General features: G+C 68.8%; 17 protein-coding genes and 4 pseudogenes. 11 read left to right on the top strand and 10 right to left on the bottom strand.

Translation table 11 applies throughout. The features are described 5' to 3' along the window. A partial coding sequence (locus ABZ117_RS16445; RefSeq protein ID WP_356821283.1) for a GNAT family N-acetyltransferase occupies positions 1 to 867 on the bottom strand: 867 nt, incomplete at its 3' end. A gap of 146 nt (positions 868 to 1,013) precedes the next feature. Next, positions 1,014 to 1,214 (bottom strand): hypothetical protein, encoded by a 201-nt coding sequence (locus tag ABZ117_RS16440; protein WP_356821273.1) that lies wholly within the window; start codon positions 1,212 to 1,214, stop codon positions 1,014 to 1,016. Here ABZ117_RS16440 and ABZ117_RS16435 point away from each other — a divergent pair. After that, positions 1,180 to 1,878: pseudogene (locus ABZ117_RS16435) on the top strand (ATP-binding cassette domain-containing protein); the annotation flags it as partial. The gene ABZ117_RS16440 and the pseudogene ABZ117_RS16435 sit on opposite strands and share 35 nt — an antisense overlap. 21 nt (positions 1,879 to 1,899) lie before the next feature. On the opposite strand, the pseudogene ABZ117_RS16430 reads toward ABZ117_RS16435, so the two are convergent. Together ABZ117_RS16430 and ABZ117_RS16425 are read right to left on the bottom strand one after the other, a co-directional pair. Next, positions 1,900 to 2,333, bottom strand: a pseudogene (locus ABZ117_RS16430) (VOC family protein). Positions 2,334 to 3,184: 851 nt separating this feature from the next. Beyond that, positions 3,185 to 3,661: a hypothetical protein gene (locus ABZ117_RS16425; RefSeq protein ID WP_356821271.1), complete on the bottom strand. Its 477-nt coding sequence runs from the start codon at positions 3,659 to 3,661 to the stop codon at positions 3,185 to 3,187. 562 nt (positions 3,662 to 4,223) lie between these two features. Between ABZ117_RS16425 and ABZ117_RS16420 the strand changes: the two genes are divergently transcribed. Further along, complete coding sequence (locus tag ABZ117_RS16420) at positions 4,224 to 5,222, top strand: L-threonylcarbamoyladenylate synthase (RefSeq protein WP_356821269.1); 999 nt, start codon at positions 4,224 to 4,226, stop codon at positions 5,220 to 5,222. A gap of 143 nt (positions 5,223 to 5,365) precedes the next feature. On the opposite strand, the gene ABZ117_RS16415 is transcribed toward ABZ117_RS16420, so the two are convergent. Continuing rightward, on the bottom strand, positions 5,366 to 6,007 hold the full coding sequence (locus ABZ117_RS16415; protein ID WP_356821267.1) for a carbonic anhydrase: 642 nt from the start codon (positions 6,005 to 6,007) through the stop codon (positions 5,366 to 5,368). A gap of 286 nt (positions 6,008 to 6,293) precedes the next feature. Continuing rightward, positions 6,294 to 6,755, bottom strand: a complete 462-nt coding sequence (locus ABZ117_RS16410) for a hypothetical protein (RefSeq protein ID WP_356821265.1) — start codon at positions 6,753 to 6,755, stop codon at positions 6,294 to 6,296. A 265-nt stretch (positions 6,756 to 7,020) separates the two neighbouring features. On the opposite strand from ABZ117_RS16410, the gene ABZ117_RS16405 reads away from it, so the two are divergent. Both ABZ117_RS16405 and ABZ117_RS16400 read left to right on the top strand, forming a co-directional pair. Then, positions 7,021 to 7,161: a hypothetical protein gene (locus ABZ117_RS16405; protein ID WP_356821263.1), complete on the top strand. Its 141-nt coding sequence runs from the start codon at positions 7,021 to 7,023 to the stop codon at positions 7,159 to 7,161. 177 nt (positions 7,162 to 7,338) lie between these two features. Beyond that, entirely contained in the window at positions 7,339 to 7,602 is a 264-nt protein-coding gene (locus ABZ117_RS16400) for a chaplin (RefSeq protein WP_356821261.1), read from the top strand. Between the two features lie 574 nt (positions 7,603 to 8,176). Here the strand turns inward: ABZ117_RS16400 and ABZ117_RS16395 are convergent. Beyond that, positions 8,177 to 8,437 (bottom strand): annotated as a pseudogene (locus tag ABZ117_RS16395) (IS982 family transposase); the annotation flags it as partial. Between the two features lie 344 nt (positions 8,438 to 8,781). Between ABZ117_RS16395 and ABZ117_RS16390 the strand changes: the two are divergent. Beyond that, entirely contained in the window at positions 8,782 to 10,497 is a 1,716-nt protein-coding gene (locus ABZ117_RS16390) for an RICIN domain-containing protein (RefSeq protein ID WP_356821260.1), read from the top strand. A gap of 1,218 nt (positions 10,498 to 11,715) precedes the next feature. Here ABZ117_RS16390 and ABZ117_RS16385 read toward each other — a convergent pair. After that, complete coding sequence (locus tag ABZ117_RS16385) at positions 11,716 to 12,087, bottom strand: hypothetical protein (protein ID WP_356821258.1); 372 nt, start codon at positions 12,085 to 12,087, stop codon at positions 11,716 to 11,718. A 56-nt stretch (positions 12,088 to 12,143) separates the two neighbouring features. Between ABZ117_RS16385 and ABZ117_RS16380 the strand changes: the two genes are divergently transcribed. Then, positions 12,144 to 12,752, top strand: coding sequence for a hypothetical protein (locus ABZ117_RS16380; protein ID WP_356821256.1), 609 nt, complete (start codon positions 12,144 to 12,146; stop codon positions 12,750 to 12,752). 584 nt (positions 12,753 to 13,336) lie between these two features. Next, a complete protein-coding gene (locus ABZ117_RS16375) occupies positions 13,337 to 13,654 on the top strand; it encodes a hypothetical protein (protein WP_356821255.1) in 318 nt (105 codons plus the stop codon). Positions 13,655 to 13,715: 61 nt separating this feature from the next. On the opposite strand, the gene ABZ117_RS16370 is transcribed toward ABZ117_RS16375, so the two are convergent. Together ABZ117_RS16370 and ABZ117_RS16365 are read right to left on the bottom strand one after the other, a co-directional pair. After that, positions 13,716 to 14,936 carry an MFS transporter gene (locus ABZ117_RS16370; RefSeq protein ID WP_356821281.1) on the bottom strand — a complete coding sequence of 407 codons (1,221 nt, stop codon included), beginning with the start codon at positions 14,934 to 14,936 and terminating at the stop codon, positions 13,716 to 13,718. A 751-nt stretch (positions 14,937 to 15,687) separates the two neighbouring features. Then, positions 15,688 to 16,284 (bottom strand): annotated as a pseudogene (locus ABZ117_RS16365) (transposase family protein); the annotation flags it as partial. A 461-nt stretch (positions 16,285 to 16,745) separates the two neighbouring features. Here ABZ117_RS16365 and ABZ117_RS16360 point away from each other — a divergent pair. The 4 genes from ABZ117_RS16360 to ABZ117_RS16345 all read left to right on the top strand — a co-directional run bounded on the left by ABZ117_RS16360 (position 16,746) and on the right by ABZ117_RS16345 (position 21,199). Beyond that, positions 16,746 to 16,964: a CGNR zinc finger domain-containing protein gene (locus ABZ117_RS16360; protein WP_356821280.1), complete on the top strand. Its 219-nt coding sequence runs from the start codon at positions 16,746 to 16,748 to the stop codon at positions 16,962 to 16,964. A gap of 387 nt (positions 16,965 to 17,351) precedes the next feature. After that, complete coding sequence (locus ABZ117_RS16355) at positions 17,352 to 17,843, top strand: hemerythrin domain-containing protein (RefSeq protein WP_356821253.1); 492 nt, start codon at positions 17,352 to 17,354, stop codon at positions 17,841 to 17,843. 386 nt (positions 17,844 to 18,229) lie between these two features. Then, complete coding sequence (locus ABZ117_RS16350) at positions 18,230 to 18,850, top strand: SRPBCC family protein (protein WP_356821251.1); 621 nt, start codon at positions 18,230 to 18,232, stop codon at positions 18,848 to 18,850. Between the two features lie 36 nt (positions 18,851 to 18,886). Further along, positions 18,887 to 21,199, top strand: a complete 2,313-nt coding sequence (locus ABZ117_RS16345) for an FdhF/YdeP family oxidoreductase (RefSeq protein WP_356821249.1) — start codon at positions 18,887 to 18,889, stop codon at positions 21,197 to 21,199. Positions 21,200 to 21,220: the final 21 nt, after the last annotated feature.

The raw sequence follows: 21,220 nt of genomic DNA, 5'->3' as shown, positions 1-21,220 counted from the left end.
GGGAGGCGACGGACCGGGAGGCGACGGACCGGGAGGCGACGGACCGGGAGGCGACGGACCGGGAGGCGACGGACCGGGAGGCGACGGACCGGGAGGCGACGGACCGGGAGCACCAGGCGGCGGCGACTTCTCCCCCGGCGAGCATCTGCAGTAAGTAGGATCACGTCTGTAGTTGCGGGAATCGCCTTCATACCGGCGAGGGCGGCCATGACGATGTCGCCGATTCGGCTCCGCCTGAGGCGATGTGTTGCAGGGCGCGCCAGCGCTCCGGCAGCCGGAGGGCCGCTCCGAACAGGCCCTGCATGCTGGCACACGCACCACAAACCACGTGATCAGAGGCGTCCGCGCCCTCGGAGAATGCGCTGCCGCCGAGCTCAAGCAGCCGCTCCTCGGCGACACAAAGAACGTGATGGCCGGTGTGTTCTCCGCGGCGACCGTGCAGTAGAGCTGCCGAGCGCCCTGTTCCCAGGCGAAATCCAGGGCGGTACGGAGGAGTACGGTCCCGAGACCGTCGCGCCGGCGATGGCTCGGAATCAGAATCAGCGGGCTGATCTTGACAGTTCCCTGCCGTTTGACCGCGAGGTGCAGGACACCCAATCGCTGCGCTCGCGGAGAGCCGTCCGACCAGAGGACGAAAGTTCGCTGCGCCACTGAGAAATGGCCGTAGCTGTCGGTTCCCGCGGCGAGATGAGCGTCGAGGACCCTGTCCGCGTGCGCCTCGTGATCCCCGTCGTAGAAAGGGTCGAGACTTGACGCGAAAATGCTTCTCAAGAATTCCCGGTCGTCTTCGGTCGCGAGCGCTACGACGGGACCAGACGGACAGGGTGAGGCTTCGTCGCTGAATGCATTACTGGTGAGGATTGTCATCGAACATCAACCTTGTTTGGTCGGGCAATGTAAGACGCATTCGGGTGATCTCCGGGACGCGTGAGCGGCGCGTCAGGCGGGTCGTTCGCCCTGTTCGCGGCGGGGGTCCTGCTGTCACTGGAAGAGTCGGCCGTAGGCGGAGGCCTTCATGACGGGTCCTCCGTCACCAGTTCGAAGGCGTCCAGGACCCCGTTCATCCGGTCCTCCACGATCTGACGGGACGGGCCGACGATCTGCACGTAACCGGCGGAGGCGTGGGAGGCCCGCTGATCCGGCAGGTCGTCGCCGCTCGCCACGTTCATCCGGCCGCGCGAGGAGGCCGGTCCGCCGCCGGAGCCGCCGCGCAAGCAGGAGATCCGGATGCGTCTGCACGGCGGGCGTACCGGGGTGCGGGCCGTCACCTGTACGCAGTTGGAGCTGACCGGGCTGATGAAGCCCTTCTCCCTGGAGATCTTCTACGGCGAGCGGGTGGCGGTGCTCGGCTCCAACGGGTCGGGCAAGTCGCACTTCCTGCGGCTGCTGGCCGGGGAGGACGTGGCGCACACGGGCACGGTGAAGCTGGGCGCACGTGTGGTACCGGGGCATTTCGCCCAGACCCATGCGCATCCCGAACTGATCGGGCGCACCCTGGTGGACATCTTGTGGACCGAGCACACCCGGGACCGGGGCGCGGCCATGTCGGCGCTCCGCCGCTACGAACTGGACCGGCAGGGCGACCAGGCCTTCGACCGGCTCTCCGGCGGGCAGCAGGCGCGCTTCCAGATCCTGCTGCTGGAACTGCAGGGAACCACCGCCCTCCTGCTGGACGAGCCGACCGACAACCTGGACCTGGAGTCGGCGGAGGCATTGCAGGAGGGGCTGGAGGCGTACGAGGGGACGGTCCTGGCGGTCACCCACGACCGCTGGTTCGCCCGATCCTTCGACCGCTTCCTGGTGTTCGGCAGCGACGGCCGGGTACGGGAGACGCCGGAGCCGGTGTGGGACGAGCGCCGCGTGGAGCGAGCACGCTGACGGAGCGCGATGCGGCGCTGTTCAGTCGATGCGGAACTCGTTGCCCTCGATGTCCAGCATCGGGAGGCAGACTCGTTCTCCCCGTAAGCGTACAGCGTCTGCACGTGGGTCGCACCGAGCGCGACCAGTCGCGCGCACTCGGCTTCGAGCGCGGCGAGGCGCTCGTCCCCCACGAGCCCGGTGCCAACCCGGACATCGAGATGCACCCGGTTCTTGACGACCTTCCCCTCCGGGACGCGCTGGAAGTACAGGCGCGGGCCCACGCCCGAGGGATCACTGCAGGCGGACCATGCGTCCCGCTTCTCAGCAGGCAGGGTGCGGTCGTGCTCCTCCCAGGTGGTGAACCCCTTGGGTGGCGGCGGCATGACGTAGCCCAGCCCTTCGCACCAGAAGCGGGCGAGGCGCCCGGGTTCTGCGCAGTCAAAGGTGACTTGGAACGTCCTGATCTCTGGCATCGGCGCACCGTACCGCGTACCACGGGGACCCTGCCGCTCGTTGTCCCGGGCGGATCCGTCCGCCACGGCTGAGCGGGGCCGGCGCCGCCGGTTTCCGTGAAGGGGCCGCCCCGGGTTCGTCCGGGGCGGCCCCTTCTCTTGGAGAGAGGCTGGCAGAAATACAAGGTCCACGAGACGACCGAGGCGGTCGTCGGCGCGGTCACCGGCTCCCTCTCGCCCGCATGTCCCGGTGACCGTGATCAAGGCCACGGACTCGCACGTCACCTGAAGTTTCGCGCGCTGAGGCAGGGAATACGCACAGGAGCGCCACATCGGCCCCACACGGTCTTTCGAAGGCGCCGTTAGCGTTACATGCTCGATCCCTCGTGCAAAACCGTCAGGAAGAAGCGGATGGACTACTGCTCCTCGTGCCGTCGGCACCTCAATGGAGCCCTGGTGTGCCCGGGTTGCGGCGCTTACGCCCCGGACATAGCGCCGTTGACCTCAGGCGGCCGCACCGTCCCGGCCCCGGCCGCCATAGCGCTCTGGCCGGAGGCGGCGGCGACAGCGGGAGCCGACGCGTACGGCGCCTGCGACGACGCCGGCAGTGTTTTCGAGGACGTCGGCGGTGATGTCGAGGGCGCCGCCAGTGAGGCCGAGGGGCCCTCACCCTCACCGCAGGGGCGGGCTGGCCGGCGCCGACAGCGGGCCCGCTGGAAGAAGAACCAGCGTCGAGCCGTGGTCGCGACCGCCGTCGCGCTCGTCGGCGGCGGTCTGACCGTGGCCTCGATGGAGGGCAGTTCCGGCCATCGCGCCCAGGCGTCGACTGCCGACAACCTCTCGAGCATGGGGACCGATGAGCAGTCGGTGGATCAGACCGCCGAGCTCCCGCCGGCCGGCACGGGCAAGCACCGCAAGCCATCCTCCACGAACTCCCGGTCCTCCACGACCGGCACCTCGCAGCGGCGTTCCGAGGCCGTCGCGACCCACACGGACTCGGCGAGGGCGCGGCAGCCGGTGGCCGCTGCCTCACAGACGAGGTCGGGGGCTGCCGCACAGCCGGCCGCGTCCGTACCATCCGCCGACACCCGTTCCGCGCACACGACGACTGCCGGCACCGATACGTCGGCGGCCCAGTCGTCCGAGCCGACGGCCACCGGCGGCACGAGGTCGGGAACCCCTCCAACTTCAAGCGGGTCGGGAACTTCAGGCACGTCAAGCACGTCGGATGCGTCGTCTCCAGGATCTTCGGGGACGTCCCAGTCGAACTCCGCACCGGCGGCGACCTCCCCGTCGGGGATCTGTGTGCTCGGGCTGATCTGCGTGAGCTGATCCCCCTCCCAGGTCAACTGGTCACTTCCGCACGAACTGGCCCGGACAGTGAGCGGGCGTCGTCCCGCGCACTGTCCAGCCCCAACGACTCCCAGCGGACGGTGGCGCAAGGCTCCCACCCGGCGATGGTCTGCCAGAAGGCCTCGCCAAGGGAGCCGAGGCTCGGACGTCCGCGGCGACTTTCTCGAGCTACCCCCGCGGGCGGGACAACGGAACAGGTGCCGTGTATGCGAACTGAGCTGCCGAGCTACCGCGGTCTGAGGGGGAACCCGTCCACCAACCTGGTGTTTTCGACGTAGAACGAGTGGGTTCGGCCCAGCTGGCCGTACGCGGCCCTCGGTCGCAACCGCATACCGCATGCTCGCCGAGGACGCCGACGGCATGGCCTGAACATCACACACAGCTACTTTGCAGGTCTGTCCGAGATAGGAGTCCGGGGCCGCCCTGGCGGTGTTCGCCGGCGCTGTCGTGACGACTCTTGTGCGTCCGGACTCACGCGGTGCCGTCGGCCTTCGTGCGTTGTCATGCGCCGACGAGACCACGGAAAGCGGAGAGCAGATCAGTGAGAGGATTGCGAGGGTGACGGCAAGAACCAGTGACATCGAAAAGGCAGCCGATGTGCTGCGCGCCGGAGGCCTGGTGGCCTTCCCGACCGAAACCGTCTACGGCCTGGGCGCCAACGCCGAGGATCCCGCCGCGGTCGCGCGTATCTTCCAGGTCAAGGGGCGCCCGCCCTCCCACCCCCTGATCGTCCACATCGGCGGTGCGGAGCAGCTGGGCGACTGGGTCGAGGACGTGCCCGCGACCGCGCGCCTGCTGGCCGAACGCTTCTGGCCGGGGCCGCTGACGCTGGTCCTGCGGCGCGGTCGCCGGGTGCCCCTGGAGGCGACGGGCGGCCTTGAGACGGTGGCCGTGCGCGTGCCCGACCACCCCGTCGCACTCGCGCTGCTGTCGGCCTTCGGCGGCGGTGTGACGGCCCCGTCCGCCAACCGCTTTGGCTCGGTCAGCCCCACCACGGCGGACCACGTCCGTGCCGAGCTCGGCGATGCCGTCGACTTGGTACTGGACGGCGGGCCCTGCGAGGTCGGCATCGAATCGACCATCGTCGACGTCACGGGCGATGCCCCGAGCATCCTTCGGCCCGGCGGGGTGACGCGCGAGGACCTCGAAGCGGCGCTGGGGTATCCGCTTGCGATCCCTACGGCGAGCCGGGTCCGGGTTCCGGGCCAGCATCCGTCCCACTACGCGCCGCGGGCGCGGGTCGTCCTCGTCGAGCCCGAGAAGGTCGTCGTCGAAGCGGAACTCGCGCAGGAGCTGGGGCACCAGGTCGGCGTCTGTCTTCCTGCCACCTTCGCCGACGCTCCGGTGAAGGCGCACGCGGTGGTGGCGGTCCCCGGTTCGATGGCCGCCTACGCGCGCGGGCTGTACGGGTTCCTGCGCGAGCTCGACCAGCAAGGGTGCGGCCTCATCGTCGCGTCCTTGCCGGTCGAGGAGGGGCTGGGACTCGCGATCGCCAACCGGCTCCGCCGCGCCGCCGGACCCCGGCCCTCCGCCACTGGCAACGCCCCTCGACAGTGATCACGATTCCCCACCCGTGGCACCCCTTGCAGTCCGCGGCATGGGTCAGGTCGGCGCGAGGTACGGGACAGGCAGCGGTGACCGGCTCCGTAGTGGGCCATGCGCGGCCTGACGCGGCTGTGCGACAGCCAGCGGAGCTCCGGTCACGATGCGGAGTCGGCGGTGACGTCGAGGCCGCGGGTGGTGACCAGGTGGGCGCTGCCGTCGGACAGCCGGTAGGACAGGCCCACCACGGCGGTCTGTCCGGTCTTCACCTGGTCGGCGAGCACCCGGGAGCGCTCCAGCAGCAGGTCGACGGTGTGCCGGGTGTGCTCGGCGATGATGTTGCTGTCCTGGGTGAGGCCGGCGGAGCGGGCGGCCAGCACGCTGGGCGTGACCCGCTCGATGACATCCCGTACGTACCCGGGCGCGGCCACCCCGTCCTCCACGGCGGCGCGGGTGGCCGCGACCGCACCGCATGAGTCGTGGCCGAGGACCACTACCAAAGGGCAGTTCAGCACGCTCGCCCCGTACTCGATGCTGCCCAGTACCTCCGGCCCGGTGACGTGGCCCGCGGTGCGGACGACGAACAGGTCACCGAGCCCTTGGTCGAAGATGATCTCTGCGGCCAGGCGGGAGTCGGAGCAGCCGAACAGCACCGCGAAGGGGTTCTGGGCCTGTGCGGTCTCGGAGCGGCGTGCGGCGTCCTGGTTGGGGTGCTCCGGTGTTCCTGAGACGAACCGCTGGTTGCCGGCCAGCAGCATCTCAAAGGCTTGCGCGGGAGTCAGTATCGGGGTGTCAGTCATGGCCGCAGACTACGACCAGGCCCAGGTCACCGCGCCAGGAGGGGTGAGCCCCGACGCTGCCCGCCGGCAGTCCCAGACGCCGGGCGAGGGCGGCCTCAGCCCGGACCCTCAACGCGCGGCGGAGCCACTCACCCCGGTGCAGCTGTACGCGCTGCCCGTTGATCCGCTCCACAGCGGGACCTCCTCGCTGATCAGCCCCTGGCCGACCAACGACCACCGCCCATCGAGGGTGCGATCCCCGCCACCCGAACGTACGACACACTTCCGGCGTACTCCGGCTGACCTTTCAGGGCTTCAAGATCATCCGTTGGCCCATTTGTTTCACAGCTGTGCCGTAGCGGGCAGGAACCGCACCAGCGAAGATGCCCACCGTGACCACGGACCAGAAGCTCGCTCCCCTCCGCTCGACACACTCAACACCCGTGGTGTTCGGCGCGGGAGCGGCCATCGGCGTGCTGGGCGGGATGATCGGGCTCGGCGGCGCGGAGTTCCGCCTGCCGCTGCTGATCAGCCTTTTCGGGTTTGCCGCGCTCTCAGCCGTCATCTTGAACAAGGCGATGAGCCTGGTCGTGGTCTTGGAGGCGGCTGCGAGATCGGCTCGCTCGCCAGCGAACTCGCCGACAGCGATCAGTCGGCGCGGGCCAGCCTCGTCTCTGCCTTCGAGCGGTGGGAAGGCCCCATCAGGTCGGGACTCGCACGCATGCAGGCACGCGGCGAGCTGAGCGAGCGCGCCGATACCGCCGCGCATTCGTCACTACGCCACGGCGGCTTGGTCCGACACGAACGTCTTTTGCCCGTGGCGTTCCCGATGCTCTTGTGGCCCGAATCACCCGCGCGTCGGTAGCGACGTCGCGCGGGCGCGCGAAGCATTGACGCGGCAGCCCAGAGGCGGCATCCCCCGAACGGTCGGGATCGGAAACCCATCCGTGCACCCTGACTGCGACGTATTACTGGAGGACAGGCCGCTGAACCGGCGGCTTCTCAACCAGCCGAGGGAAGGAGGCGAGCCCGTGATGACGGATGAGGAGTTCGAGAAGCTGATTGCGCAAGCCCGTCAGGAAGCGGAGCGAACCAGGCTGCCCTCATCCCAGGCGGAGGACACGCCGTACGCGATGCTCGCCCGGCACGCCGAGTTCGGAGCCTGCGCGCATTGAAGGTCCCGCGGGCGGTGAAAACCTCACATGAGGTGTGGCCCATGCGGGTGACAGGGGTCCGCCGGAGCAATCCGTGCAGGTCCGGCAGACGGATCAGCATACGAGGGCCGCGAACGGCGCGGCCCAGGGCTGTCGCAAGCAGCGGCAGCTCAACGTATCTGTCTGTGAGGTAGTTCCATGCTTCGTGCGATCAAAAGCGTCTCTCTGCTGGTCGCTGTCGGCGGCGCCGTACTGGGCGGCTCCGTTGTGGCGGCAGCCGACAGCGGAGCGCAAGCGGTCGCAGCGCACTCACCCGGTGTGCTGTCCGGCAACGTTGTGCAGGTTCCCGTCCATGTGCCGGTCAACGTCTGTGGCAACACGGTCAATGTGATCGGGCTGCTCAACCCGGCATTCGGGAACGCGTGCGTCAACGGCTCCCAGCACGCAGGTGTCCGGAAGTAGTCGTTCAGCCGCCGTCCGCCTCCGGGCGGGCGGCGGCCATTGCGTGGCACGTGCGGGACGGTCGTGCGGTTTGGCGACCAATCCGCCCGGCTGCCGGTGACAGATTCTCTTCGTGTGCTCTCACGGCCGGCTGTGGCATTGACGACCCAGGTCACCAGGCCCTTGAGGACCCAGCGGAGGGAGGGGCATGCCGGACTCGGATCGCCCGGAGAACCCCCAGATCCGGGCCGATGGCACGAGAGAGGTCTGGCACACAGCCGAGTGCCCTGAGCTGGCTGTGCGCCGCATCCTCACAGACGACAGGATGTGCCGCGCGGCAGAAGCCCGGGTGCAGGGGCTGGAGGCTTTCTCCGCAGCCGTGCAGCGCCTGCATACGGCAGTGATCAGCTTCGGCGGCGATCCCGCTGCCCGTACCGTTCGTCACCGCCATGTTGGAGTTCGTCGAGGGCCAGGCGCAGAACACCGGCCGACCGGTCCCTGTGACCCGGTGGGCGGAGATTTTGGACGAGTCCTTTGCCGGTTCCTCGGCGTGATCGCTCCGAGTCCGTGCCGGGTCGGCGCACCTCGCGTCTTCTCAGGCAGGAAGCGACATCAGTACCAGCGGTGAGGACGTCGGCTTGAAGAGCCGCGCGGCCGTCATGGCCAGGATCCGTTGTCCGACACGAGCGAGAACCCCGGCGGGGGTTCTCGCTCCGTGGCGCTCGAGGTCGAGCTGGCCTTTGAGGGTGTCGTTCACCGACTCGATGAGCTGGCGGATGGGCTTGAGCAGGTGTTCGCCGGTCCGGGGCTTGAGGTTGCGATAGCTCGGCCGCAGCAGGGTCAGGCCGTGCTCGGCCTCTGGTGATCGTCTCCGACTCGCCGGGACTCATAAAGGCCATCTGAGCAAGGCGTTCGCCAAGGTGACCGAGGCAAACTCCTGACCCCACGGTCGCGCCGACAGCCCCGCCAGAGCATGACGCTCGCAGGGCTGTGCGCTGTCCATTCTGGCGGCAGTTCGGCTCGCGCTCTACTGTGCCTGCTGGGAGGCTGTTACCTCAAAGGCAGTCTGAGAGCGGCTTTGGGGACACCGTTCAGCAAACCGTGTACTCGCCGCGCCCTGGGCCGCGCGGGCTCACAGTCCGCGTGGAGGCTGTGTGAAAAAAATGATCATGGCGGGCAGCCAGCGGTTAACCTCGCCAAATGAAACTTTTGTTTGGACGAAGAAGCCGCCTCGCCCAGCTGACACTCGGGGCGACCGTAGCCGCCTCCTTCCTGCTCCCCGTCCAGCCCGCCCAGGCCGCCTCCGGCCTGGACCCGTTCGCCGCGAACTTCACCCTCACGCGCGTGGACGGGGACAAGACCAGCCTCATCAACTCGGCCGAGACCTCCGGAGTCACCAAGGCGTCCGTCACCGACGTCCTGGGCACCCGTACGGGACGCCCGGGCCTCTGCCACGCCACCGGCCTCAACGCCGCCCTCAAGCCCGACGGCTACTGCTGGGACGACGAGGACGACAGGTCCAACTACGCCGATGATGCCGGCGGTTGGATGCCACAGGGCTTCGCCGGCTCGCATGCTGCCACCCCTGACGGGCTCTACCAGGGGCGTTCTCTGACCGCCACCTCCTGGTACCACGGCACATACGTCAGCGGCCGCACTCCGTCGACCATCGAGGACTATGCGAGGGTCTCGATCGCGGAGTCGGCCGGCGGCCAGGTCAAGTACGGCCACATCGCGCTCGTGGAACCGATCAGTGGCAACTTCAAGTCGCTCCAGTACCCCTCGCACTCGGACGGCGTCGCCTGGTACGGCAACCGGCTGTTCGTCGCCAACGGCGCGGAACTGCAGGTCTTCGATCTGACGCGTATATGGCGCATGACCGACACCACGAGTGCCTCCACCGGTCTGGCCGCGGGCAAGGCCTCCGCCCGCTACCACCTCTGGGCCATGCCGCTCGTCGCGCGTTACAGCACCGTCAGCACCGCCCAGGTCGACAAGCTCTCCACGGCGTACGTCAACAACAGCCCCCGCGCCTGCGGCCCGTCCGTCGGAAGCGAGCTGTGCCTGAGCAGCCTGAGCATCGACAGCTCCGGTGCGACGCCGGTCCTGGTCTCGGCGGAGAACCGGAACGGCGCGGGTGCGCGCATCGTCCGCTGGCCCCTGTCGGCCCTCGGGACCGGTCTGCCCACCAAGGTGGCCTCGGAGACCACGGGCTACACCTCTCCCGTGTGGGGAATCCAGGGCACGGCCACCGACGGCACCAGCTACTACATGAGCGGTACCTGCCCGACGTACTGGCCGGGCGGCACCGAGCTCTACTCCTGCATCCACGTGGCCAGGCCCGGTGAGGCGCCGCACGTCCTGACCCAGGCGCCCCAGCTGACCCAGGGCCTGTCGTGGGACCCCCATGCCAAACGGCTCTGGGGTGCCAACGAGGCACTGGTGGACTCCAGCGGACCGCGCCGGGTCGTCTTCAACGTCGACCCCGAAGCCGGTAAGCCCGTGGACGGCTGGAGCTGGCTCACCAACTTCCACCAGGCGGGTTCGGTCTGCGCGACGCCGCAGGGCAACGCCACCGCCAACGGCACCCCGATCACCGTATGGACCTGCACCGGGTCCGACAGCCAGCGGTGGAAGTACGAGAACGGTCTGATCGTCCACAAGGCGAGCGGCAAGTGCATGACGCCCGAGGCCAACGGCGCGAACACCAACGGCACGCTGCTGACCCTGTGGACCTGCAACCCCGCCAGCGACGTCCAGCGGTTCTCCCCGGCGGCGGACGGCGTCGCCGTCAACGCCTACGGCAAGGCCATCACGCCCAAGGGCAACTCCCTGGGCAACGGCGTCTGGCTGACCCTGTGGACCCAGGGCAGCCCCACGCCCGACGTCCAGGACTGGGCGGTCAAGGGCTTCTAGGTGTATTGATCACGAGCGTGTCTCCGTCTTCTGTCCACAGGCTGGCGGGCCGACCCTGCTGGGGACGTCGCCGTGATCGGCACAGCGACCGTACGTCAGGAGCTGCCTGTGTCCCCCACCGTTCCCTCGCTGCCCCCGCACCTGATCCAGCTCGGCTTCGACTACATCCTGGCGGTGGAGGCCGGAGACGGCGTCCAGGCCGCGCGGCTCGCGCCCGAGGTGGAACAATTGCCGGGACTGCTGCCGGGTATCGCGGAACGGATCGTCTTCCCCGTGACCGCGTTGTCCGACGACACCGATCCCTGCGCCTCCTGGACGAGGTCGGCGTCATCTACTCGATGGCGATCAGGGAGTTGGCCAGGTCCTCGCCGACGCACCGACGGACGTCGTCCGGGCTCTGCAGGCGCTGCGCGATGAGCAAGTGGAGCGGGCCCGTGCACTGGTGGAGACCGTGGTGGCTCTGCACCGCTGACCGCGCCACCGAGCGGGTGGGTGCGCACCGGTGCGGTGGTGCGCACCCACCCGGTGCGCACCGAGTCCATCTGGTGCGCACCACGATGCGCACCACCGTCCATCCGGTGTGCATCCACTCGGTGGGCGGTGCGCACCGGTGCGGCCGGCAGCGCGGGAGTGGTGCGCATCGGGTGGGGACGATGCGGTGGCGTGGGCTGGTTGAAGGCGGCGCGTTTCTCCTTGACCTGAGCTGAGGTCAAGGACAAACGCGGGGGCGCGCACCAGGTTGGCTTCGTTCACTTTTAGGGGCAGCGTTTGTCGACCGGTTCCGGAGTCAGTTGTTGATCAGCGGGCTCGTGTATGCCGAGCGGAAATGACGGCATGGTCGAACGCGGGCCGTCAGCCGTCCGTACAGGGTGCTGTCAGACGGCGCACTGTGGTCAGCCGTGTCATCACGCTGTGTAAGCCATACCTCGGGCGTAGAAGGTGCTCACCCGATAGGCGTATGGAGCTCGTTCTAGCAGTTGACGCCGCGCTGCTGCGGTCGATGCGATGGTCAGGGCATGGTCGGTGCGACAGGGACGACGAACTGGAGCCGTTGTACGGGGTGTCGAAATCGGCAAAGCCGACCTCACACACCCGACCCCCTCCATATGGTCGGCCGCGGCACCGGCAGCGGGCTGACGTGACCGCGACGGACGGGCGCGCTATGCGCTCCCGCTGAGGCAGGCACCCTGGGCGGTGCCCGCCTCCTGCTCGAGGTGCCTAGAGTTTGATAGCCGGTGTGCGGTAAACCTTGCCGTTGCTCATCTGCCAGCCAGTGGCGTGATCACGGAAGCCCTTCGGGCACTGGTACGACTTCGAGAAGGTGTCATAGCCGGGAATCGTGCCGTCCTTGAGGACCTTCGCGTCCTGACCGCCGGAGCCGGCGCACGTGACACCGAACTGGCCCTTGGCGGACCTGGAGGTCGTATTCGAGAACTTGACCGTGACCTTGGCGCCACTGTGGCTGATGCACCGCTTGGTCAGCTTGCCACTGCAATGCCAGCTGGTGGCGGCGTCCGCCGACGGGGAGGCCAGCCCGACGAGCGAGATCGTGGTCAGCGCCGCGAGGGCGAGATGGGCAACTTTCTTCATGCGCGCTACTCCTGGAGAGCTGGTCAGATGATTGCGCCAACCCGGAAGCGCAGAACATGCCGTCCCCCGATCGGCTGTGCCAGCTCATCAGGGCGACCGACGGGCCGTCAAGAGCGCTTCGTCCCATAAGAGGCCAGTTGGGCGCTCCCTCAATGGATCTCCCCGAACCTTCCACATCGGCGCAGGGTGGCGGCACCGCTCCCTCTGCCCCTGGCATGCTGCTGCCTGCCCGATCGCCAAACGCGACCAGTGGCCACTGCGCAGCTACCGCATGCACCGGGCCTAAAGCCGACCTGACCACCGACCAGGACACCAGACTGGATCCGCCAGTACGGCATCACTGTCCGGGAGCGGTCCTCGTCCGCCCGGACGGCTTCGTCGCCTGGCGCAGCAACACTGGTCCCAGGGCGGATCCCTGGGGGTACTTGACGCTGGTCTTCACGGCTCTGCCGGCACCGACGGAGACGTCCACCTGGATGCCGGAGGCATTGACGAGCGTGGCCTTGCCGACGGTGAAGCTCTCGCCCCACTTGAGCTTGCTCGACTTGAGGCCCATGGAATGCTTGATCTCGAAGCTGGCAGAGCCGACAGGCCTGCCGTTGAGGAGCAGATTCACGCGGGCGGCGACGTCGAGGCACATACTGGTGCGGGTGATGGTGATGTAACCGATCCGGCAACTCGCCCCGGAGGCGTTGACCTGGCGGTCTTGACGGAGCCCAGCTGCGCTACGCGCAGGGTGCGCTTCACCGGTGTCGGCTCGGCCGCGGCCTCACCCGCCATGCTCCCGGCCAGTACACAGCCTGCGAATGCACCTGCTAACAGCCGCTTTGTTGCCTGGTTCAAGGAAACGGTCCCCCGTCCCTGCCGCTATTCACGGCTGCACCGTGTTGCAAACCGCTGCGGCGGCAGGCATCGACACCCTACTGTGACCCTTCTCGGTAAGCACCCACAGCAGGTGTCCCGACTCCAGTCGCGTCTCCACCCGAACCAGGCCGAGTCCCTCAACGCGTTCAGAGGTGTCCCTGGTGATCCGGTCATGCCGGTCCGTGGGGCGCAACATCCGCCAGAGCTGATCAGCGGTGGCCCACTGGAAGATCCCCAGAGCCCTCAGCACTTCCTTCCGTCGCACTCCGGTCGGCTTCCAGACCTGTGTCGACCTAGGAGGGTTGTCGAACGCGTCGCGGGACCTTGACTTCCGGGGCTGACCTGCGGATACGCGCCGGGCGGGCGAAGTGGCCGTGGAGGGGGGATGGAGGGGCCCGTGGAGGGTGCCTACGAGGCCACGGCCCGGCGGTGCATCCAGGCTCTGAAGGAGTCGGACGAGCGCCTTCGTTTGCGCCCCGAAGAGCTGATGCTCTGGGACTGGCAGGTGACCTACTTCGAGGCCGAGAAGGGCAACGAGAACGGCGGCGGCACGGTTCTGCTCGGGGTTGCCTGGTACGACCGGGCGTTTTTCGACGACCGGCGCGACGCCTGGTTCGGCGTGATGCACCAGCGCATCCACAAGGACCTGGGCATCCCGATGGACGACATCACCGTTGAGCACTGGGCGGTGCTGGACGCCTGACCGGTGACGGCCGCGCCCCCGCCCCTCCCTGGCCGGAGGGGCGGGGCGCGGCGTGCGTCGGCTAGTCGCGGGCAAGCTCCTTGCCCGCGACCGGCGCCAGCGGGCTGCGGTGGCGGCCCAGCCGCCAGGCCGCCATCGAACCCGCACCGGCGACGAGCACCAGACTGAGACCGGCGAGAGGGAAGGCGGATACCGGATCAGCTCCGGCAAGGCCGGGGACGAACAGCATGGACACCGTCCCCGCCGTGCGGATCACCGTCAGATCCACGCTCATCAGCCGCAGCCGCGCGGCCGGAGGGAAGGCAGACAGGTGCGTCGACAGAGCCACCTGAAGAAACGGGTTCACCGCGCCGAGCAGCACCGACACCGCCAGCAGCACAGGAAGACTGCCGGCGAGCGCGACAGAGGCGAGGATTAGCCCCGAGACGGCCCAGGTGGCGCAGTAGAACACCGGCAGACTGCCCGGCATCCGGACGTTGCCCGCAACGGTGTTGGCGGCCAGCGACCCCGCCCCCGTGGCGGCCAGCACCGCCCCGTACGCCGCCGCTCCAGCATGCAGGTGCGCGGCCAGGAACGCGGGCAGCACCAAGGCGACGGAATGGGCGAAGATCCCGGCCCCGTGCACGCCGATGGCCGCCGCAGTCTCCGGCCGGGTCCGCAGCAGAACCCGCGCCCGCGGCCGGATCTTCCCCTCCTGGGCCTTCGTCGGAACGGCGGCCACGCGTGCCCCGGACAGGACAGCCAGCGCCACCCCCGACACCACGAACGTTGCGGCGTCCAGCCAGAACAGTCCCTGACGGGGCACCACCGCAAGCAGGACCCCGGCCACCCCCGGACCAGCGATGCGGGCAATCCGGCCGGTCAGATCCATCAGCCCGTTCACGGCCTGCACGTCATCAGGCTCGACCAGTTCGGGCACGAGCGCACCAAGATTCGGATCGAACAACGCGCCGCCCACGCCGAGCAGCACCGCACAGGCCAACATCCCCGCCAGACCGAAGGTGTCCCACACCAGGGGGAGCACGCCTACCAGGACGGCCCGCACGACATCCACGACGGCAAGACGCCCCAGCGCCGCGAAGCGGGCAACCAGGCTCCGTCCGAGCGTGCCAAGCACGATGTACGGCACGGATTCCGCGACCGCGCCCCATCCCATAGCCGCCGCGCCGGACTGCTTCCACGCAAGCCACATGATCGCCATCGCATAAAGGCGGTCACCGAAGACGGAACACGTCTGCGCGCCCCACAGGAGCATGACCGGCCCGCGCCGCAACAGCCGCACGTAACTCAAGATCAATCCTGGCCCAGGAAACACGAAACCCGGCAGTCACACCGGCCGCCGGGACGTTCGCCAACCCTACGGCAACTCCAAGATCAGCTGCCGCGGAGGAACCAAAAGGAGTCAGTCATGCCCCGGCCCGGGCCCGGGAACCAGCCCTCTTGCCCGCCACAAGCCGTGAAAGCCCTCTGCGGGCCGGTCATGTTGACGCCGGTCACAACCGGCGCGGATCGGCTGTATGGAAGGCCACCGGCCCAGACGCAACGGCCGCGGTCAAAGCCGGATACGGCGACGACGCCCCCACCACCGCCTGGAGTTCCGCAGGCCCTGACCCCAGCACGACGATGTCCCCGCCAACAACCGGCGGGGGCGTCATTGCGCGACCGCGCCGGTTCGCAGGTAGGTCTAGGAGGTAAGGCGGCGAGCACCCACGATGAGGCGATCGATGTGCCCACCGCATCCGATGCTCCGTCACCCTCTTTACGCTCAGCGGGTGGAAGAGGCGGGAGTGGCGGCCACTCCCGTGCGGTGTACCGGTGCGGTCGGCGGAAGTGCGGTTCATCAGGCGCACCGGCGCGCCTGATGAACCGCACCATCACCGCACCGCGCGCCGGATGTCCTGCACTCCCCCACCGGATGGAGCGCACCGAGTGGTGTCCACCCGATGCGCTCCAGCGTGGTCTCCACTCTCCGGGTGGACTCACTCCCACCCATCCAGCGGTCCACGCACATGGCGCGCGGTGGAGTCCACCGGCTCCACGCGGGCGCGGACCTTGCGGTGGGAGGCGTTGTGTTCCTCCTTCCAGGCCGGGAGCTCGGCCTGGCGTTTCTCGCGGCGGTGCGGGATGACCAGGCCAGTGCCCCGATAGCCGCCGTCCGCGATGACCGTGGTCTTGCCAACCGCGTCTTTCGCGCCGGACAGCTCCCACGCCTTGCAGTCGTTGCGGTTGCCGGGCAGCGGCCGGCCGACAGCGACGACGAGCCGGGTCTCGGCGTCGATGACGACCTGGTGGTTGGTGGAGTACCAATAGTTCTTCAACTGCTCGGCGATGGTGTGGTCGCGGGTGGAAACCAGGGTGCCGTCCACGATCAGCACAGTGTCCTTGCGGAACCGCTTGCGCTGCTGGAGCGCGAGCGCAGGGCCGAGATGGTCGATGATGCGGTCCGCGGCCGACTTCGACACCCCGAACAGCGGAGCCAGCTGGCGCAGGGTCAGGTTGGTCCGCCAGTACACCGCGGCCAGCAGGACCCGGTCTTCCAGCGGCAGGCTCCACGGCCGGCCCCTGCGGACCGGGTCCGCACCCTCGCGTCGCAGAGCGGTGATCAGCTTGCCGACCTGTCGCGGGCTCAGCCCGGTGAACGGGGCTGTTCAGGACGACTCTGACGCCGTGATCACACCAGACACGGCAAGATCATCTCTCCCCGGACCAGCAGTTACGGGAGAGCCCTTAGGTCGCCTTGCGGAATCCGATGACCGTTAACGGCATCAATGAACACATCAGCGTTCTCAACGCCCATCATCCATACTGGTCGCCACCCATAACCCTTGACTTTCTGGGCAAGGAGTACCGCGCCTTGCACAGTGTGACCGGTGTATTTGCGCGCTAGTTTCGATGCCTCGTTCTTTGAAACGGTGCTCTCGGGTAGCTTGGGGTCCTTTACGGCGCGAGCGCAGAAGTTCAGGATGCGGCCGCCTGAGGTCACCATCACGTTCAGCCGGGCCGATGGAGCCGGGGCCGAACTTCTTCCGGATGCGGTCCGCGGCGGCCGCCTGACCTATGAGCCCCGGGCGACGGCGCCACCGTCGCGTCCCTGGTCCACCTCGAGGCGCTGCTCGCCTCCCACACCGGCGCCCTGAGCCGGCTGAAGACGTGCAGGAACCCGGCCTGCGGCGAGGCGTTCTACGACCGGTCACGCAACGGCACCCGCGTCTGGCACGACATGAAGACCTGCGGCAACGCCCTGAATCTCCGCGCCTCCCGCGCCCGCCGACAGCACTCCCCCGAGCCGGAGCCCCACGCAGCCGGGTGAGGTGGGAGTACGGGCCGACCGCCGAGGCGGCCTGGCGAAGGCCGTGGCCGGCGTCCACGCCGCCTACCGGCCCATCCTCCCGCCGCCCGGCACCCGGCCGGCCGGACGCACCAGCTGACCCGGCCATGCCGGTACTTCATGACCTGTCGCTCTTCCGGGCTCATCCGGACGGGAGGTCAGGGCCTGCCGCTGCGACGGACCGGACGATCACGCCCTCTGCTGGAACGGATCCGTGTTCCTCGCACCGGTCCGAGCCGACCTCGGTGCAGGCCGGACCAGGTCCTCGCCGAGCGGTCGTGGTGAGTGGCGTCCGAAAGCCATCAAGGCAGGCGGTGAGGGTAAGGGGTAGTGACCGAGACCGCTCGCAAGGAACGCAGGTGCCCCGCCATGTCCCAGACACAGGACGTCGTCGAGCTCATCCTTCAGGACCACCGTCGCATGGAGGACCTGTTCCGCTTGATGCGCAGCGTCGAAGCCGACCGCGCCGCCGCACTCGAGGAGTTTGCCGACCTTCTGATCGCCCATGCGCTGGCCGAGGAGGCCAAGGTCTACCCCGCCCTGAAGAGGTACAAGAACATCGACGACGAAGAGGTCGAGCACGGCGAGCACGAGCACGACGAGGGCAACCAGGCCCTTCTGGCCCTCCTGGAGGTGGAGGAAGTCGGGTCCGACGAGTGGGACTCCAAGCTGGAGGAACTGGTGGAGGCCGTCACCCACCACGCCGACGAGGAGGAACGCACCATCCTCAACGGTGCGCGCGAGAACGTGGCCATGGAGCGGCGTGAGGAGCTGGGAGCGGCGTTCCTGGAGGAGCGCGAGCGTCAGCTGAAGGCCGGCTGCGGCTCAGTCGACAACGTGCGCCGCATCGTCGAGTCCTGACCGCATCCCAGCAAGACCCGGGAACCGATGTCCCCGGCGACCACCGCGCAGACCTGGGTCCAGGCTCCCAGCGGGGCGCCGCGGCGACGGCGAAGCGGCGACCGGGGCGCGGCCGCCTGCCGCCTGCGGGGTCGCGGTGAGTGGCGGGTGGCCGTGCCCAGCGGTGAAGGTGGAGGTGACCGTCGGGCACTGGGAGAAGCCCGTGACCGGCGCCCCTTTCGGGCCTCGGGTCCGGCGCCCTTCTCGCGATCGGGCCCGCACACAGGGACGCCGGCACGGTCGGGCGACTCGAAACCCGGGATCGGGGAACCGGAACTGGTGCCCTGACCCACGAGAGGAAGCCGGGTGCCCGGACGCCCGGCTTTCTCACCGGAAGAAGGACCACGATGGCGCACGAAGAGGACGACGGGCAGGACCTGCCGGACACCCCGGGTGTGCGCAGCGACGGCGACGGCGTCACACGCCGCCGTCCGCTGCGCGAGCGGCACGTCGAGGAGACGGTCGAGGTCGCGGTGCCGGTCCGCACGGCCTACAACCAGTGGACGCAGTTCAAGACCTTCCCGCGCTTCTCGGCCGTAGTGCGCGACGTCGAGCAGCTCAGGCCCACCGTCACCGCGTGGACCATCGGCTACGGCCCCCTGCGCCACCGTTTCTCGGTCGAGATCGTGGAACAGGACCCCGACGCCTACCTGGCCTGGCGCGGCCTGGAGCAGCACCCCACCCACCAGGGCGAGATCGAATTCAGGCCGACGGAGTCCGGCGGCACCGCGATCACGGTCCGCATGCTCCTCCAGCCGCACGGGGCCGCGAAGGTCCTCACCCGCTCCTCCAGGGTCACGGAGCTGACCGCCCGGCTGGTGCGGGGGGAACTGGTGAACTTCAAGCACTTCATCGAAGGGCTCGGTCAGGAGGGCGGCGCCTGGCGCGGCACGATCCGCAACGGCCGTGTTCAGCACGACACCCCGGAACCGCCCAGGAGCCGTGTCGCCCAGTGGCCCGTCGGCTGACCCGCGAACCGCACACGGCAAGAGAAAGGCCAAGCGATGCAGAACCCGCCCGGTGAGGAGCCGGAGACCTCCCTCTCCGTGACACCGCCGAAGAAGTGGGCGGCCGGGGTCCCCGCCGTCGTGCACGCGCTGGAGTACTCCCTGGAGCAGACCTCCCCGCGGAAGACCGGGGTCGACCTGCTCACCATGAACCAGGTGGGCGGGATCGACTGCCCCGGCTGCGCGTGGGCGGACCCCGCCCCGGGCCGGCGCCATCGCAACGAGTACTGCGAGAACGGCGCCAAGCACATCAATGACGAAGCCACGACGCGCCGGATCACCGCCGACTTCTTCCGCGAGCACAGCGTGTCCGATCTGGCCGCCCGTTCCGACATGTGGCTCAACCAGCAGGGCCGGCTCACCGAGCCGATGATCAAACGGCCCGGATCGGACCACTACGAGCCCATCGGCTGGAACGATGCCCTGGGCGTCCTCGCGCAGGAACTCCGGGGGCTGGACTCGCCCGACGAGGCGGTCTTCTACACCTCCGGCCGGGCCAGTAACGAAGCCGCCTTCGTCTTCCAGCTCTTCGCCCGCGCCTTCGGCACCAACAACCTGCCCGACTGCAGCAACATGTGTCACGAGTCCAGCGGCTTCGCCCTGAACGAGACGCTCGGCGTCGGCAAGGGCACCGTCAGTCTCGACGACCTCCACCACGCGGACCTGATCTTCCTGGTGGGGCAGAACCCGGGCAGCAATCACCCGCGGCAGCTCTCGGCGCTGGAGGAGGCCAAGCGCAACGGCGGCCGCATCGTGGCGGTGAACCCGTTGCCGGAGGCGGGGCTGCGACGCTTCAAGAACCCGCAGAAGCCGAGCGGGGTCGTGGGGCGGGGCACCCAGATCGCCGACCGCTTCCTGCACATCAAGCCCGGCGGGGATCTCGCCCTGTTCCAGGCACTGAACCGGCTGCTGCTGGAGGCGGAGGACGCGCGTCCCGGCACCGTCCTGGACCACGACTTCATCAGCGCCCACACCTCCGGTTTCGAGGAGTTCGCCCGGCACGCCCGCACCACCGACTGGGACGACGTGCGCGCGGCGACGGGACTGACCCGTGAGGAGATCGAGAAGGTCCGCGACGAGGTCCTGCGCAGCGAACGCGTCATCGTGTGCTGGGCGATGGGCATCACCCAGCACAAGCACGGCGTGCCCACCATCCGGGAGATCGTCAACTTCCTGATGCTGCGCGGCAACCTGGGGCGTGCCGGCACGGGCGCCTGCCCGGTGCGCGGCCACAGCAATGTCCAGGGCGACCGCACCATGGGTATCTGGGAACAGATGCCGGACACCTTCCTGGACGCCCTGGAGAAGGAGTTCGGCTTCGACCCGCCGCGCCCGCACGGCCTGGACTCGGTGAAGTCGATCAAGGCGATGCTGGAGGGCCGCGTCAAGGTCTTCCTCGCTCTGGCCGGGAACTTCGTGCGCGCAGCGCCCGACAGCGAGGTCACCGAGAAGGCGATGCGTTCGTGCCGGCTGACCGCCCACATCTCCACCAAGCTCAACCGCTCGCACACCGTCTGCGGCGACACGGCCCTGATCCTGCCGACGCTGGGGCGCACCGAGCGTGATGTCCAGGCCGACGGCGAGCAGTTCGTCACCGTCGAGAACTCCATGAGCGAAGTGCACACCTCCCAGGGCCGGCTCGAACCGGCCTCGCGCATGCTGCTGAGCGAGGTCGCCATCCTGTGTCGGCTCGCCCGGCTGAGCCTCGACGGCGAGAAGGACATCCCCTGGGACAGGTTCGAGGGCGACTACAACACCATCCGCGACAGCATCTCCCGGATCGTGCCGGGCTTCCACGACTTCAACGCCCGGGTGACCCGTCCGGGAGGCTTCCAGCTGCCCAACCCGGTCAACGAGGGCGTGTTCAGGACCGAGACCGGCAAGGCCCGGTTCACCTGCAACCAGCGGGTGGTCCCCCTGGCCCCCGAGGGACACCTGCTGCTCCAGACCCTGCGCTCGCACGACCAGTGGAACACCGTTCCGTACACCGACAACGACCGCTACCGCGGCATCCACGGCAGCCGCCTCGTCGTCCTCGTCAACCCGGCCGATCTGTCCGAACTCGGCCTCGCCCAGGGTGATCGGGTGGACCTGGTGAGCGTCTGGGACGACGGCACCGAGCGCCGGGCCGAGAACTTCGAGGTCGTGTCCTACCCCGCGGCCAAGGGTTCGGCCGCCGCCTACTATCCGGAGACGAACGTCCTGGTGCCGCTCGACAGCGTCGCCGACATGAGTAACCAGCCCACGTCGAAGGGCATCGTCGTCCGCCTCGAACCCACGGGAGACCGATCCCGGCCGGCACCCGTCTGACCGGGACCGACGACGCCGTAC

Origin of the sequence: Streptomyces sp. NPDC006309, from assembly GCF_040613095.1 — a bacterium.
Lineage (GTDB): Bacteria > Actinomycetota > Actinomycetes > Streptomycetales > Streptomycetaceae > Streptomyces.
Note: the sequence above shows the minus strand (reverse complement) of the source record. Positions and strands in the feature narration are given on the sequence as shown.